This window comes from Mycobacterium sp. NPDC051804 (assembly GCF_044452905.1).
Lineage (GTDB): Bacteria > Actinomycetota > Actinomycetes > Mycobacteriales > Mycobacteriaceae > Mycobacterium.
Genome location: NZ_JBITCD010000003.1, coordinates 195,158 through 208,568 on the forward strand (window position 1 = coordinate 195,158; position 13,411 = coordinate 208,568).

General features: G+C 66.2%; 11 protein-coding genes. 3 read left to right on the forward strand and 8 right to left on the reverse strand.

All coding sequences use genetic code 11. The annotated features are described in order from the left end of the window. Positions 1–3 precede the first annotated feature (3 nt). The 3 genes from ACIA48_RS12060 to ACIA48_RS12070 are packed head-to-tail and all read left to right on the forward strand — an operon-like array spanning position 4 to position 4,681. Positions 4–879, forward strand: coding sequence for a TIGR03619 family F420-dependent LLM class oxidoreductase (locus tag ACIA48_RS12060; protein WP_396731127.1), 876 nt, complete (start codon positions 4–6; stop codon positions 877–879). Further along, a complete protein-coding gene (locus ACIA48_RS12065) occupies positions 876–3,218 on the forward strand; it encodes a CoA transferase (RefSeq protein ID WP_396731129.1) in 2,343 nt (780 codons plus the stop codon). Before ACIA48_RS12060 ends, ACIA48_RS12065 begins: the two co-directional genes overlap by 4 nt. Further along, positions 3,215–4,681, forward strand: a complete 1,467-nt coding sequence (locus ACIA48_RS12070) for an acetyl-CoA acetyltransferase (RefSeq protein WP_396731132.1) — start codon at positions 3,215–3,217, stop codon at positions 4,679–4,681. Before ACIA48_RS12065 ends, ACIA48_RS12070 begins: the two co-directional genes overlap by 4 nt. 1 nt (position 4,682) lies before the next feature. Here the strand turns inward: ACIA48_RS12070 and ACIA48_RS12075 are convergent, their stop codons facing one another. The 8 genes from ACIA48_RS12075 to ACIA48_RS12110 all read right to left on the reverse strand — a co-directional run bounded on the left by ACIA48_RS12075 (position 4,683) and on the right by ACIA48_RS12110 (position 13,407). Next, entirely contained in the window at positions 4,683–5,480 is a 798-nt protein-coding gene (locus ACIA48_RS12075; protein WP_396731134.1) for an SDR family NAD(P)-dependent oxidoreductase, read from the reverse strand. A 2-nt stretch (positions 5,481–5,482) separates the two neighbouring features. Further along, on the reverse strand, positions 5,483–6,085 hold the full coding sequence (locus tag ACIA48_RS12080) for a hypothetical protein (RefSeq protein WP_396731137.1): 603 nt from the start codon (positions 6,083–6,085) through the stop codon (positions 5,483–5,485). After that, positions 6,086–7,291 carry an NAD(P)/FAD-dependent oxidoreductase gene (locus ACIA48_RS12085; protein ID WP_396731139.1) on the reverse strand — a complete coding sequence of 402 codons (1,206 nt, stop codon included), beginning with the start codon at positions 7,289–7,291 and terminating at the stop codon, positions 6,086–6,088. 35 nt (positions 7,292–7,326) lie between these two features. Further along, the gene (locus ACIA48_RS12090; RefSeq protein WP_396732750.1) at positions 7,327–8,046 is read right to left on the reverse strand and encodes a DUF72 domain-containing protein; all 720 of its coding nucleotides are present in this window, start codon (positions 8,044–8,046) and stop codon (positions 7,327–7,329) included. Positions 8,047–8,050: 4 nt separating this feature from the next. Then, positions 8,051–8,383: a TfoX/Sxy family protein gene (locus ACIA48_RS12095; protein ID WP_396731142.1), complete on the reverse strand. Its 333-nt coding sequence runs from the start codon at positions 8,381–8,383 to the stop codon at positions 8,051–8,053. 63 nt (positions 8,384–8,446) lie between these two features. Continuing rightward, a complete protein-coding gene (lon, locus tag ACIA48_RS12100) occupies positions 8,447–10,786 on the reverse strand; it encodes an endopeptidase La (protein WP_396731144.1) in 2,340 nt (779 codons plus the stop codon). 175 nt (positions 10,787–10,961) lie between these two features. Continuing rightward, positions 10,962–11,960 carry an esterase family protein gene (locus tag ACIA48_RS12105; protein ID WP_396731146.1) on the reverse strand — a complete coding sequence of 333 codons (999 nt, stop codon included), beginning with the start codon at positions 11,958–11,960 and terminating at the stop codon, positions 10,962–10,964. Between the two features lie 214 nt (positions 11,961–12,174). Beyond that, entirely contained in the window at positions 12,175–13,407 is a 1,233-nt protein-coding gene (locus ACIA48_RS12110; RefSeq protein ID WP_396731149.1) for an alpha-hydroxy-acid oxidizing protein, read from the reverse strand. Between the last annotated feature and the right edge of the window lie 4 nt (positions 13,408–13,411).

Sequence of the window (13,411 nt, forward strand, 5' to 3'; positions counted from 1 at the left end):
GTCGTGCTGGGATTCGCGATGCCGCAATACGGGGAGGCGGCCCACGCCGAGTTGGCCCGCTTCGCCTCGACGGCTGAGGAACTCGGCGCCGACAGCCTGTGGGTAGGGGACCGCCTGCTGGCCGCGGTGCAACCGATTATCGGATACGCGGGCTCCGACACCATCCCCGTGCAGTTTCGGACCGGAATCGATCCGCTCATCGCGCTCGCGGTGGCCGCGACCGCGACGACCAGCGCCCGGCTGGGTGCCAGCGTGTTCGTCGCGCCCTGGTACCCGCCCGTGCAGCTGGCCCGGCAGCTCACCAGCCTGGACGTGGTCAGCGGCGGACGCCTGATGCCTGGCTTCGGCATCGGCTGGTCGCCCGAGGAATACCAGGCCGCAGGCGCACCGTTTCGCCGCCGCGGTGCACAACTCGACGAGCTCCTGGATGCGTTGGAACAACTGTGGACGACCAATCCCGTTGCACACCAAGGGGAACGATGGTCGATCCCGGAATCGTGGGTGAATCTCAAGCCACTGCAAAGGCCACGACCGCCGATCTACCTGGGCGCGCTCAGGTCGGCGGGACTCAAGCGCGTGGGCGAGCGCGCCGACGGCTGGACTGCGGTGGTGCAGGTGCCCGGCGGCGTGAACCTCGACATGCTGAACTGGCAGCGGGAAAAAGTCGACGACGCGGCACGCGCCGCCGGACGTGATCCGTCGGCCATCCACACCTATGTCCGGATCAACGTCGCGCAGGACACGGCCGTCGAACAGGTCGCGGAAGCCGTCAAGGTGCTCGCCGACAACGGTTATCCCGATGTGTTCGTCGACCTGATCTATGTCGCCACCACCACTGACTCCCATCTGGACTGGGTCGAACGGCTGCTGGCCCGATGAGCGCCGCACTGCTGGCGTCCGTACGTGTTCTGGACTTGGGCGGCGCGACCTCCGATGGCGTCGGTCGCCTGTTCGCGGACCTGGGCGCCGACGTCTTGAAGGTCGAAACCCGCAACGGGAGCGCGGACCGCGGCGCGCTTCCCGCCGTCGCGGGTCAAAGCATCGCGTTCGCGGTGCACAACGCCAACAAGCGCGGCGCGGTGCTCGATCCCGACAGTGCCGACGATCGCCGGCGTCTGATCGAGTTGGCGGGTGACGCCGACATCGTGGTGGACAGCGGGAACCCCGGAGCGGCGGCGGCGTTCGGAACGTCCTGCACAGCGCTGGCCGATCAGTTCGGACACCTGGTCGCCTTGTCGGTGACCGACTTCGGCACCGCTGGACCGTACAGTTCGCGGCAGGCCACCGACGCCGTGCTGTACGCGATGTCGACGGCACTGTCACGGACTGGTCCCACGACGGGCAGGCCGGTGCTGCCGCCCGACGGTGTGGCGTCAGGGACGGCGGTGGTGCAGGCCGCGTGGGCGGCCCTGGCCGCCTTCTACCGTCGATTACGAGACGGCAGAGGCGATTACATCGACTTCTCGCGGTTCGAAGGAGTCCTGCAATCGCTCGATCCGCCGTTTGGATCGGAGGGCCAGGCCGCCGTTGGTCTCAAGTCGGCGGGCGAACTGTGGCGGGGCCGACCGCGAAATCAACACATCTATCCGATCTTCGCGTGCAAGGACGGCCATGTTCGAATTTGCCTGCTGTCGGCGCGTCAATGGCGCGGAATGCGTGGTTGGCTTGGCGAACCCGAGCAGTTCTCCGACCCCAAATTCGACACGATCGCCGCGCGCTACGCCGCCTCACGCGAACTCAACGCCGCGATTGCCGAATTGTTCGCATCCCAGACGATGGACACGCTGGTCGCTGGTGGGCAGGCGCGCGGAGTGCCGGTCGCCGCGGTCCTCACCGCGGCAGAAGCGTTGGCGTCAGACCACTTTCGTGCAGTCGGCGCGTTGACCAACCTGACCATCGCCGATGGCGTGAACGTGGCTGCTCCCGTGGGACCCATCGTCGTCGACGGGCGCCACGCCGGGGTAGAGCGTCCCGCGCCGAAGGCGGGGGCGGACGATCTTGGTTGGGCCGCAGGCAAGTTCACCGTCCAACCCCGCGGCGCTGACGTGCATCGGCCGTTCGAGGGCCTGCGCATCCTCGATCTCGGCGTGATCGTCGCGGGTGGCGAGTTGGGTCGACTCTTCGCTGACCTGGGCGCCGAGGTTATCAAGGTCGAAAGCGCCGCCTATCCGGACGGCCTTCGTCAAACGGCGCCCGGCATGACGATGAGCAGGTCGTGGGCATTGACGCACCGCAACGAGCAGAGCCTCGGCCTCGACCTCCGGCACCCTGAGGGAGCCGAGCTGTTTCGCCGTCTGGTCGCACAGGCGGATGCAGTGTTCGCCAACTTCAAGCCAGGAACACTTGACTCGCTTGGCTTTTCGTACGAACAGCTGCGAGCCATCAATCCGCGCATCGTGCTGGCAGAAAGCAGCGCTTACGGAGCGACAGGTCCGTGGAGCGACCGCATGGGCTATGGCCCGCTGGTGCGCGCGGCGACAGGTGTCACCTGGCTCTGGACCTCCGAGGACGCCGAACCCGATAGCTTTTATGACGCGACCACGGTCTTTCCTGACCACGTCGCAGCCAGGCTCACCGCGGTCGCGGCGCTGGCCGCCATGGTTCGCCGCGAACACACCGGAACCGGTGCGCACGTGCACATTCCGCAGGCCGAGGCGGCCGTCAGCCAGCTCAACACCGCGTACGTCGCCGAAGCCGCGCGCACAGCAGGGGTTGAGGTGACCGACGACGTAGCGATCCATGGCGTCTACCCATGCGCGGGAGACGACGAATGGTGTGTCATCTCCGTTCGGTCCGACGCCGACCGCGCGGCACTATCGATGGTCATCGGCCGTGATCTTCCCGATGAGCGGGCACCGTTCATCGCCGCGGTGTCGGAGTGGACGCGCGCCAAGGACAAGACGGATATCGCCGCGATCCTGCAAGGGGCAGGTGTTCCCGCCGCGCCGATGAACCGGGCGGTGGACATACCCGCAGACCCGCAGGTGGCGTTCCGGGGCCTCTACGCCGAGATGGCACATCCGTTGTTCGAGGCCCCGATGCTCAGTGAGACGGGACCCGCGCGGTACACCCGGATTCCCGCCGCGGAACATCGGCCCGCCCCTATGCCGGGCGAGCAGACCCGCCAGATCTGCCAGGAGGTGCTCGGATTGAGCGCCGATGACACCGATCGGCTCATCGCCGACGGCGTGCTATTCACAGAACAAGGGAGCCCATGATAGATCCGCGGACGCCGGTCTTGGTCGGCTACGGCCAGGTCAACCAGCGCGACGAGAACCCCGACGTGGAACCCGTCGACTTGATGGAGTCGGCGGCCCGCGCCGCGGCCGATCCGCGCGTCCTGGAGGCCGTCGACGCCATTCGCATCGTGAATCTGTTGTCCTGGCGGTACCGCGATCCGGGCCGGTTACTCGCACAGCGCATTCGGGCCGAGAATGCCACGACGCGATACACCGGCATCGGCGGAAACGTGCCGCAGACACTGGTCAACAAGGCGTGCCTGGACATCCAGACCGGCCAGTCTGAGATCGTGCTCATCGCCGGCGCCGAAACCTGGCGTACCCGTTCACGGGTGCGCAAGGCCGGCGGCAAGCTCAACTGGACCAGTCAGGACGATTCGGTGCCACTCGCCGACGGTTCCGACGAGGGCATCGAACTCGCCGGACCGTCGGATCTCAGGATCAAGCTGGATCGGCCCGCCTACGTCTATCCGATGTTCGAGCAGGCACTGCGGATCGCGGCCGGTGAAACGTCCGATGAACACCGGCGCCGCATCGGAGAACTCTGGTCTCAGTTCAGTTCGGTTGCCGCGACGAATCCGCATGCATGGAGCCGAGAGGAGCTGTCGGGCAACGAGATCGCCGAGCCTAGTCCGGGCAACCGGATGGTCAGCTGGCCCTACACGAAGCTGATGAATTCGAACAACATGGTGGACCAGGGTGCAGCGCTGGTGCTGACGTCCGTCGAGAAGGCCACCCATCTCCAGATCCCGCGCGATCGTTGGGTTTTCCCGTACGCGGGCACCGACGCGCACGACACCTATGCGATCAGCGATCGCGCGGAGTTCTACACCTCACCGGCGATCCGCATCGCGGGCAACCGCGCGCTGGAATTGGCTGGTGCCGACATCGACGACATGGCACTCATCGACCTCTACTCGTGCTTCCCGTCCGCCGTGCAGGTGGCGGCCAACGAACTCGGACTGCCGAGCGGCGATCCGTCCCGGCCGCTGACCGTGACGGGCGGGCTCACCTTTGCGGGTGGGCCGTGGAACAACTACGTCACGCACTCGATCGCCACCATGGCCGAACAACTCGTCGCCAACCCGGGCCGGCGCGGCCTGATCACTGCCAACGGCGGCTACCTCACCAAGCACAGCTTCGGCGTGTATGGGACCGAGCCGCCCACCCACGAATTTCGTTGGGAAGACGTACAAGAGGCGGTCGACCGCGAGCCCACCCGCGAGGTGGTCGTCGAATGGTCGGGGGTGGGCACCGTCGAATCGTGGACGACCCCGTTCGACAGAGAGGGCGCCCCGGAGAAGGCGTTCCTCGCCGTCCGGACTCCCGAGGATGCGCGTGCGCTCGCCGTGGTTCCCGAGGACGTCGAAGTGACGGTCCAGGAGGACATTGCGGGGGCCAAGGTCCAGGTCAATCCCGACGGCACCGCCACACTTCTGTGAGCTAGTCGAGGTCGGCCAGCAGCGCTTCGACGCGCTGCCTAGCCACACTGTCGGCGCCGGGCCCGACGACGACGTGCACACGGCTCGTCTCGACGGCGTCGATTGCCGCTTCGGCCACGAGTACAGGACTGATCGCACCCCGCATCGCGTCACCGTTGCCATCCACCGGTGTGGCGGCCGCGCCCTGCGGTACGAGCGCGGCGGAGTTCTGCCCCAGCGGGGTGTCCACCATCCCCGGACACAGCACTGTGGCGCCCAAATGCTCTGAGACCGATTTCAATTCGGTGTTCAGCGTCTCAGTCAGCCCGACGACGGCGTGCATGGTCGCGTTGTACGGTGCGAGGTTGGGCAACGCAATCAACCCGCCAACCGATGCGGTGTTGAGAAAGTGACCGGAGCCTTGGGCGATGAACAGCGGCGCGAATGTCCGCACTCCGTGTACGACGCCCATCAGTTTCACGTCAACGAGCCAGCGCCAGGTTTCCAGCCGCTGTTCCCACGTCGGAGCCATTTCGCCGACCACGCCCGCGTTGTTGCACACGAGGTCGACGCGTCCGAACCGTTCGATGGTCTCGTCGGCCAGCGCGTCCACATCGGCGTCGACGCTGACATCGGCGTGTACACCGACGATGCGACCCGGGTGCCGTGACAGCGCGTCGACGGCGGTGGGGATCGCGTCCTCGCGGACGTCGGCGATCATGACGTTCACGCCGCGGCGCACCAGGACGGCGGCGATCGCCAGCCCGATGCCGCTGGTGCCGCCGGTCACCACGGCGACCTGTCCCGCTTCGATCTTCATGACTAGGGAGCCTCCAAGGGCACGTCGGAGTACTGCGGTACGAAACCGTCAGCGGAGAAGGTGAAGCCCTTGTCGTCGAATTCGCTCAAGCACGAGACACCCGTGGCTTCCTGGACGTTGCAGCGGAATCCGGCTGCGGCCAGAATCCTGTTGAACGGCAAGACTTTTGCCGGTCCGGGATCAAGTGCGAATTCGGGCTGTTTCAGCGCGACGAACTGTGCGGCACCCTCACGTGGCATGACGAGTGCGTTGGGTGTCGTGGTTTCGTCGGTGGTGCCGGGCACGGAGTCCGGTTCGCCGGCAATGCCCATGGCGGACGGCCAATTTTCGGCGGACTGACATCCCTCCTTCACCCGCGGGATGATCGCACACGCCCAGGTTCCGCTCGGTGACGTGAAGTAGTAACTCGTCCCGGCCGGTGGGTACGCGACGTAGTCGAACGCGTTCACCAGGTGCTTGTTGCTCGGCGCCGGGCTTGAGGGCGGTGCGCCGCGGGGCGCCGCCTCTGTATGCGACTCGTCGGTGTTGGTGATGGTCCCGCCCGAGCAACCGGCAGCAAGCACCGCGACAGCGGCCACCGCCATGAGAAGTGTGCGCACGTTCACCTATGCGCCGACAAGCTGTTCCGGATCGACCGGTTCCCGCGACCGGACCAGCGATTTGATGTCATCGAGCCCTTCCCAGATGTTGACGTTCATCCCCGCGAGCACCCGGTTCGCGTCGTCGAGCCAGAACGCCGTGAATTCGCGGCCGGCCACGTCGCCGCGGAACAGCACCCGGTCGTAATCGGGCGCGTGCCCGACGTACTCCATACCGAGGTCGTATTGGTCGGTGAAGAAATAGGGCAGTTCGCTGTATTCCTGCGGCTTACCGAGCATTCCCGCCGCCGCGATAGCGGGTTGCTTGAGTGCGTTGGCCCAGTGTTCGGTGCGGATCCGGGTGCCGAACACCGGATGTTCGGCCGCGGCGATGTCGCCGACGGCGAAGATGTCGGGATTGCTGGTTCGCAACGCCGCATCCACGAGTACGCCGCCGTTACCGGTGGCCAGGCCCGCGTGTTCGGCCAGCCCGATGTTGGCGGCCGCTCCGACCGCAACCAGTACCGCGTCGGCGACGACGGTGGAACCGTCGCCCAGCTTGAGCCCGGTCGCCCTGCCTTCCGACGTCGTGATCTCGTCGACCGTGGCGCCGAGTCGGAGATCCACGCCGTGGTCGCGGTGCATGACGGCGAACATCTCACCGGCCTCGCGCCCGAGCGCGCCCATCAACGGCACGTCCGCGGTTTCGACGACGGTGACGTCCGCGCCGCGTTCGCGAGCACCCGCGGCGACTTCGAGGCCGATCCATCCGGCGCCGACGATCGCCAGCGAAATACCTTCTGCCAGAAGAGAGTTCAGGGCTTGGGCGTCGTCGATCGTGCGCAGGTAGTGCACGCCGTCGGCATCGGCGCCGGGAATCGGTGGCCGGCGGGGAGTGGACCCGGTCGCCAGCAGGAGCTTGTCGTAGCTGACGGCGGTCCCGTCGGGCAGGGACACGGTGTGGGCATCGGGGTCGATCGCGGACACCTCGGTGCCGAGTTGCAACTCGACGTGATGGTCGCGATACCAGGCCGACGGTGCGGCCGTGAAGTCCCCGAACTGCTTTTTGCCGAGGAGAAACTCCTTCGACAGCGGGGGACGTTCGTAGGGCAGGTGTTCCTCTGCGGCGAATAGCACCACGTGCCCGTCGAAATCCTTGTCACGCAATGCTTCTGCGGCCTTTGCTCCGGCCAGGCCGCCGCCCACTATGGCGAATGTCGACGACGTTGTCATGTCACCTGAGCTTACTCGCGACGAGGTCTGATGGATCAGGCCAACAGGTCTTTCAGTGTCCGCGCATTGTGGATTGCGTGTCCGCCCAGGTCGTTGTTGAAGTAGACCAGCACCCGTCGTCCCTCCTGGTGCCAGCCGGTGATCCTGTCGGCCCATTCGCGCAGCTCATCACCGGTATAGGAGCCTGCGTAGATCGAGTCCTGCGGGGGTCCATGCATGCGGATGTACACCAGGCGGCTCGTCGCCCTGGGGACACATGGCAGGCCGGCGCCGCTCATCACCACGTACGCGGCATCGTGGCTCTCCAGTAGCGCGTAAACGGCGTCGTCGTCCCACGAGGGGTGCCGAAACTCCATGGCCACCGGAATCCAGTCGGGCATCAGAGTGAGGAAATGGACGAGTCGGTTGTCGTCGCGTTCCAGCTCGGGATGCAGTTGAACGAGCAGCGCCTCGCGTCGGTCGCCGAGCGCGGTCCAGCTGCGCTCGAACCGCTCGACCCACGGTTCCGGCGAGCGCAGCCTTCTGTAGTGCGTGAGGCCTCGCTGGGCCTTGACCGACATCGTGACGCCGTCCGGGAGTCGCTGTCGCCAGCCCTCGAAGGTGGCGTCCTTCGGCCACCGGTAAAAGCTCGCGTTCAGTTCGACGGTGTCGAACTCTTCGACGTAGACAGCCAGCCGCTTCGCGACAGGCAATCCGGGCGGGTACAGGACGCCGGCCCAGTGGTTGTATGACCAGCCGGAGGTCCCGATGCGTATCTCGCTACTTGGGCGGGAGGCTCTTTGCGTAGTCGACGCCACGGTTCACCCAGCCCTGCAGCTGGCGTTTGGTCTTGACACCCTCCACGGATACCCGCAACCAGCCGCGTGTCTCGCGGCCGGCCATGATCATCGGTTCGACGTGGTCGCGCGCCAGCAGCTGGTCCGTGTCGTCGCGCGGCACCCGGACCATCAGCCCGCCTTGGCCGCTGACACACACCGACATGTTGCCCCCGATGAGGAACGCGAGCCCGCCGAACATCCGCTTCTCGTCGACACCGCGCTCTCCTGCGATGAGCTCGCGGACACGGTGAGCGAGGTCTTCGTCGTAGGCCATGCGACGACCGTAACGCCATGGCGCGATTCGGGCGGAATTCGCGCCATGGCGTTACACGCTGCGTCAGGCGGCGGCGGTCACCGCCTGCTCTGCAGGCACCAACGCCTGCACGATGATGTCCGCGACGTCGACCATCGGCTTGACCTCCAGCGACTCGAGCACGTCGGCTGGGACGTCATCCAGGTCGGCCTCGTTGCGCTGGGGGATGAAAACCGTTGACAGACCGGCTCGTTGCGCCGCCAACAGCTTCTGCTTGACGCCGCCGATGGGCAGCACCCGGCCGTTGAGCGTCACCTCGCCGGTCATGCCGACGTCGGAGCGCACTTGGCGCCCGGTCGCCATCGACACCAGCGCCGTCACCATCGTCACGCCTGCCGAAGGACCGTCTTTCGGCACCGCGCCAGCGGGCACGTGGACGTGGATCCGGCGATCAAGTGCCTTCGGGTCGACGCCCAGCTGCTCGGCGTGGGCCCGCACATAGGACAGCGCGATCTGGGCGGACTCCTTCATGACGTCGCCCAGCTGACCGGTCAATTGCAAGGACCCCTCGCCCGAGGAAGATGGAGTCGCGCCGGCTTCGATGTAGAGCACATCGCCGCCGAGGCCGGTGACCGCCAGCCCGGTCGCCACACCAGGCACCGCCGTGCGTTCCGCCGACTCCGGCAGGAACCGCGGACGGCCCAGGTAGTCAACGAGATCGGGCTCGTCGATGACGAGCGCTTCGTCGGCCGCCGCCAGCCTCGTGGTGGCTTTGCGCAACGCTTTGGCCAGCAGTCGCTCGAACTGCCGCACACCCGGCTCGCGGGTGTAATCGGCCGCGATCTTGCGCAGCGCGGCATCTGTGACCTCGACTTCATCATCGGTGAGGGCCGCCCTTTCCCGCTGTCTCGGCAGCAGGAAGTCGCGTGCGATCGCGACCTTGTCGTCCTCGGTGTAGCCGTCGATCTGGATCAACTCCATGCGGTCCAGCAGCGCCGACGGGATGTTCTCGATCACGTTGGCCGTCGCCAGGAACACGACATCGGACAGGTCCAGATCCAGCTCGAGGTAGTGGTCGCGGAACGTGTGGTTCTGGGCTGGGTCCAGCACCTCGAGCAGTGCCGCACTCGGGTCGCCCCGGTAGTCGGAGCCGACCTTGTCGATCTCGTCGAGCAGTACGACGGGGTTCATCGAGCCGGCCTCGCCGATCGCACGCACAATGCGGCCGGGCAGCGCGCCGACATAGGTGCGACGGTGACCACGGATCTCGGCCTCGTCGCGCACACCGCCAAGGGCGACGCGCACGAACTTGCGGCCCAACGCCCGCGCCACGCTCTCGCCCAGCGAGGTCTTGCCGACACCCGGGGGACCGGCCAGCACCATGACGGCGCCGGACCCGCGACCGCCGACGACGGCCATCCCGCGCTCGGCGCGCCGAGCACGAACCGCCAGGTACTCGACAATGCGGTCCTTGACGTCCTCGAGGCCGTGATGGTCGGCGTCGAGGATCTCCCTCGCCGACTTCAGGTCGGTGGAGTCCTCGGTGGTGACGTTCCACGGCAGGTCCAGCACGGTGTCCAGCCAGGTTCGGATCCACCCGCCTTCGGGGCTCTGCTCGCTGGAGCGTTCCAGCTTGCCGACCTCGCGCAGCGCGGCTTCGCGGACCTTGTCCGGCAGGTCGGCGGCCTCGATTCTGGACCGGTAGTCATCGGAAGACCCTGTGCCGTCGTCCGAATCCCCCAGCTCCTTGCGGATGGCCGCGAGCTGCTGACGGAGCAGGAACTCCTTCTGCGTCTTCTCCATGCCTTCGCGCACGTCGTCGGCAATCTTGTCGGTGACCTCGACCTCCGCGAGATGATCGCCGGTCCACTCGATGAGTGCCTTCAGCCGTTCGCCGACATCGGGGGTCTCGAGCAGTTGGCGCTTCTGAACCTGCGTCAGGTACGACGCGTACCCGGCCGTGTCGGCCAGTGCCGACGGGTCGGTCAGCTGGTTGACGAAGTCGATGATCTGCCAGGCTTCGCGGCGCTGCAGCATCGCGAGCAGCAGCTTCTTGTACTCCGCGGCCAAGGCACGGATCTCTTCCGTCGCCTCCGGCTCTTCGATCTCGGTCACCTCGACCCACAGCGCCGCACCGGGGCCGTTGGCGCCGGCGCCTATGTGCGCACGTTTGGTGCCGCGCACCACCGCGGCGGCTCCATTACCACCCGCGATCCGGCCGACCTGCACGATCGACGCGAGCACGCCGTAGGACGCGTACCGGTCTTCCAGGCGAGGAGCGATGAGCAACTCACCGGATTCGGTGGCCTGTGCTGCGTCGACGGCGGCGCGGGCCGCGTCGTCCAGCTCGATCGGCACAACCATGCCCGGCAGCACGATCGATTCGTTCAGGAACAACACCGGCACTGATTTGGCTTCAGCCATTATTCCTCCAAAGTTCAGTCAGACCGACTCAACCTTGGGAGGGGTGGGTTTGTTCCCCGACGCAGTTTGTGCACGAAAAGGAGCGGTGAGCGCTCCAAAACGTGCACAAATCGCTCCACAAATGGCAGGGAGCCTGCCGTTCGGGGGTTACGGCAGGCTCCCTGTGTGGGTGGAACTAGGCGGTAGCTTGCGCCCCCAGGACCCGCTGGATATCGGGCTTCATCATCTCCAGCTGCTGACCCCAGTAGCCCCAGCTGTGCGTTCCCTGCTGCGGGAAGTTGAACACACCGTTGCTGCCACCAGCTGCGACATAGTTGTCCTTGAAGCTGACGTTGGTGCGCAGCGTCAGTCCCTCGAGGAACTGTGCGGCCATCATGTTGCCGCCGCCACCGCTGGTGTCCAGATCCGACGGCGTACCGGAACCGCAGTAGATCCAGACGCGGGTGTTGTTCGCCACCAGCTGATTGATGTTGACCATCGGGTCGTTGCGCTTCCACGCCGGATCCGAGGACGGGCCCCACATGCTCTCAGCGTTGTAGCCGCCGGCGTCGTTCATCGCCAGACCGATCAGCATCGGCCACCAACCCTCGGAGGGGTTCAGGAAGCCCGACAGCGATGCGGCGTAGATGAACTTCTGCGGGTGATAGATCGAGTACGTCAGCGCCGTGGCACCGGCCATCGAGATGCCGACCACCGCGTTGCCGAGCTGCGACACACCCTTGTTCGCTTCCAAATACGCGGGCAGCTCGTTCGTCAGGAACGTCTCCCACTTGTAGGTGTAGTCCTGGCCGTTACCCCGTGACGGCTGATACCAGTCGGTGTAGAAGCTCGACATGCCGCCGACGGGCATGACGGTCGACAGACCGGACTGGTAGTACCACTCGAACGCCGGGGTGTTGATGTCCCAGCCGTTGAAATCGTCCTGCGCGCGCAGGCCGTCCAGCAGGTACACCGCGTGCGGGCCGCCGCCCTGGAACTGCACCCGGATGTTGCGATTCATCGACGGGGAGAACACATCTAGATACTCGACCGGCAGACCGGGCCGGGAGAACGCACCAGCCGTCGCCGAACCCCCGACGAAGCCGATCAGCCCGGGCAGAGTCGCCGCCGCAACGGCACTCACCGCCAGTCTGCGCAACCACTTACTACTCCGAAACCTCTCACTGACCTTCATAACGGCAACCAACCCACCTTTCATTACCTGGCGCAAAGCCTTTGCCGTTGCTCTGCCTGCGTAATGAAACACGTGGACCGGGCGAGTTCGGCGGCTCGACACCCGGTTGCGATATCGCGGTTGGCTAACGATTCCGACTCGGCGCGGACTCAGGAACAGCGGATTTGTGGTGTGGCCAGTGTGGATGATGTGACTGAAGTGATTGAGCGTAGGACTACGACACGCCGGGAGCGAGACGGCGTAGCTGTGTCACGTGCCGGGGTTCCAATTCGTCGAGTGACCTCACGCCGAGAAGCGCCATCGTGCGGCTGACCTGGCCTGACAGGATCGCGATAGCCCGGTCGACGCCCGCCTCGCCGCCAGCCATCAGTCCGTACAGATAGGCGCGGCCGACCAACGTGAACCGCGCGCCCAGCGCGACCGCCGCCACGATATCCGCACCGGACATGATGCCGGTGTCCAGCAAAACCTCGGTGTCGCGTCCAAGCTCTGCGGCAACGCGTGGCAGTAGATGGAACGGGACCGGCGCGCGGTCGAGTTGGCGGCCACCGTGGTTGGACAGCACGATGCCGTCCACTCCGACGTCGACGACCGACTTGGCGTCCTCGAGAGTCTGAATTCCCTTGACCACCAACTTGTTCGGCCACTGCGACTTGATCCAGGCCAGGTCGTCGAAGGTCACGGTCGGATCGAACATCGTGTCCAGGTACTCGGCGACCGTGCCGGGCCACCGGTCGAGCGAGGCGAACGAGAGTGGTTCGGTGGTCAGCAGGTCGAACCACCAGCGGGGGTGCGGAACCGCGTCCAGGACGGTGCGCACCGTCAATGCCGGCGGAATCGACATACCGTTGCGGGTGTCGCGCAGGCGGGCCCCCGCGACGGGCACGTCGACCGTGACGAGCAGCGTGTCGAAGCCCGCGGCCGCAGCTCGCTCGACCAGCGCCATCGACCGGTCCCGATCCTTCCACATGTACAGCTGAAACCAGTTGCGCCCGTGTGGGTTTGCAGACTTAACCTCTTCTATCGAGCTGGTGCCCAGGGTGGACAACGAGAACGGGATGCCCGCGCGGGCGGCGGCGTGCGCACCCGCGATCTCGCCCTCGGTCTGCATCAGCCTGGTGAATCCGGTCGGTGCGATGCCAAAGGGCTGGGCCACCCGGTCGCCGAGCACGGTCGCCCCGGCGTCCACCCTGGCGACGTCACGCAGGATGGTGGGGTGGAATTCGATGTCGCGGAACGCTTGTCGTGCTCGCGCCAGCGACAATTCCTCCTCGGCCGCACCATCGGTGTAGTCGAACGCCGCCTTGGGCGTGCGGCGTTTGGCAATGCGGCGCAGATCCTCGATGGTCAGCGCGCGGTCGAGACGGCGGCGCGTGAGGTTCAGGTCGGGCTTGCGAAACTGCAGCAGCGCTGCCAATTCCTGGGGTCGTGGCAGTCGGCGCTTCATCTGC

Bases quoted from the DNA above. Each gene is read 5' to 3' on its own strand.
- ACIA48_RS12065 (WP_396731129.1), top strand. From the start codon at position 876: ATGAGCGCCGCACTGCTGGCGTCCGTACGTGTTCTGGACTTGGGCGGC.
- ACIA48_RS12070 (WP_396731132.1), top strand. From the start codon at position 3,215: ATGATAGATCCGCGGACGCCGGTCTTGGTCGGCTACGGCCAGGTCAAC.
- ACIA48_RS12075 (WP_396731134.1), bottom strand. From the start codon at position 5,480: ATGAAGATCGAAGCGGGACAGGTCGCCGTGGTGACCGGCGGCACCAGC.
- ACIA48_RS12085 (WP_396731139.1), bottom strand. From the start codon at position 7,291: ATGACAACGTCGTCGACATTCGCCATAGTGGGCGGCGGCCTGGCCGGA.
- ACIA48_RS12095 (WP_396731142.1), bottom strand. From the start codon at position 8,383: ATGGCCTACGACGAAGACCTCGCTCACCGTGTCCGCGAGCTCATCGCA.
- lon (WP_396731144.1), bottom strand. From the start codon at position 10,786: ATGGCTGAAGCCAAATCAGTGCCGGTGTTGTTCCTGAACGAATCGATC.
- ACIA48_RS12105 (WP_396731146.1), bottom strand. From the start codon at position 11,960: ATGAAGGTCAGTGAGAGGTTTCGGAGTAGTAAGTGGTTGCGCAGACTG.
- ACIA48_RS12110 (WP_396731149.1), bottom strand. From the start codon at position 13,407: ATGAAGCGCCGACTGCCACGACCCCAGGAATTGGCAGCGCTGCTGCAG.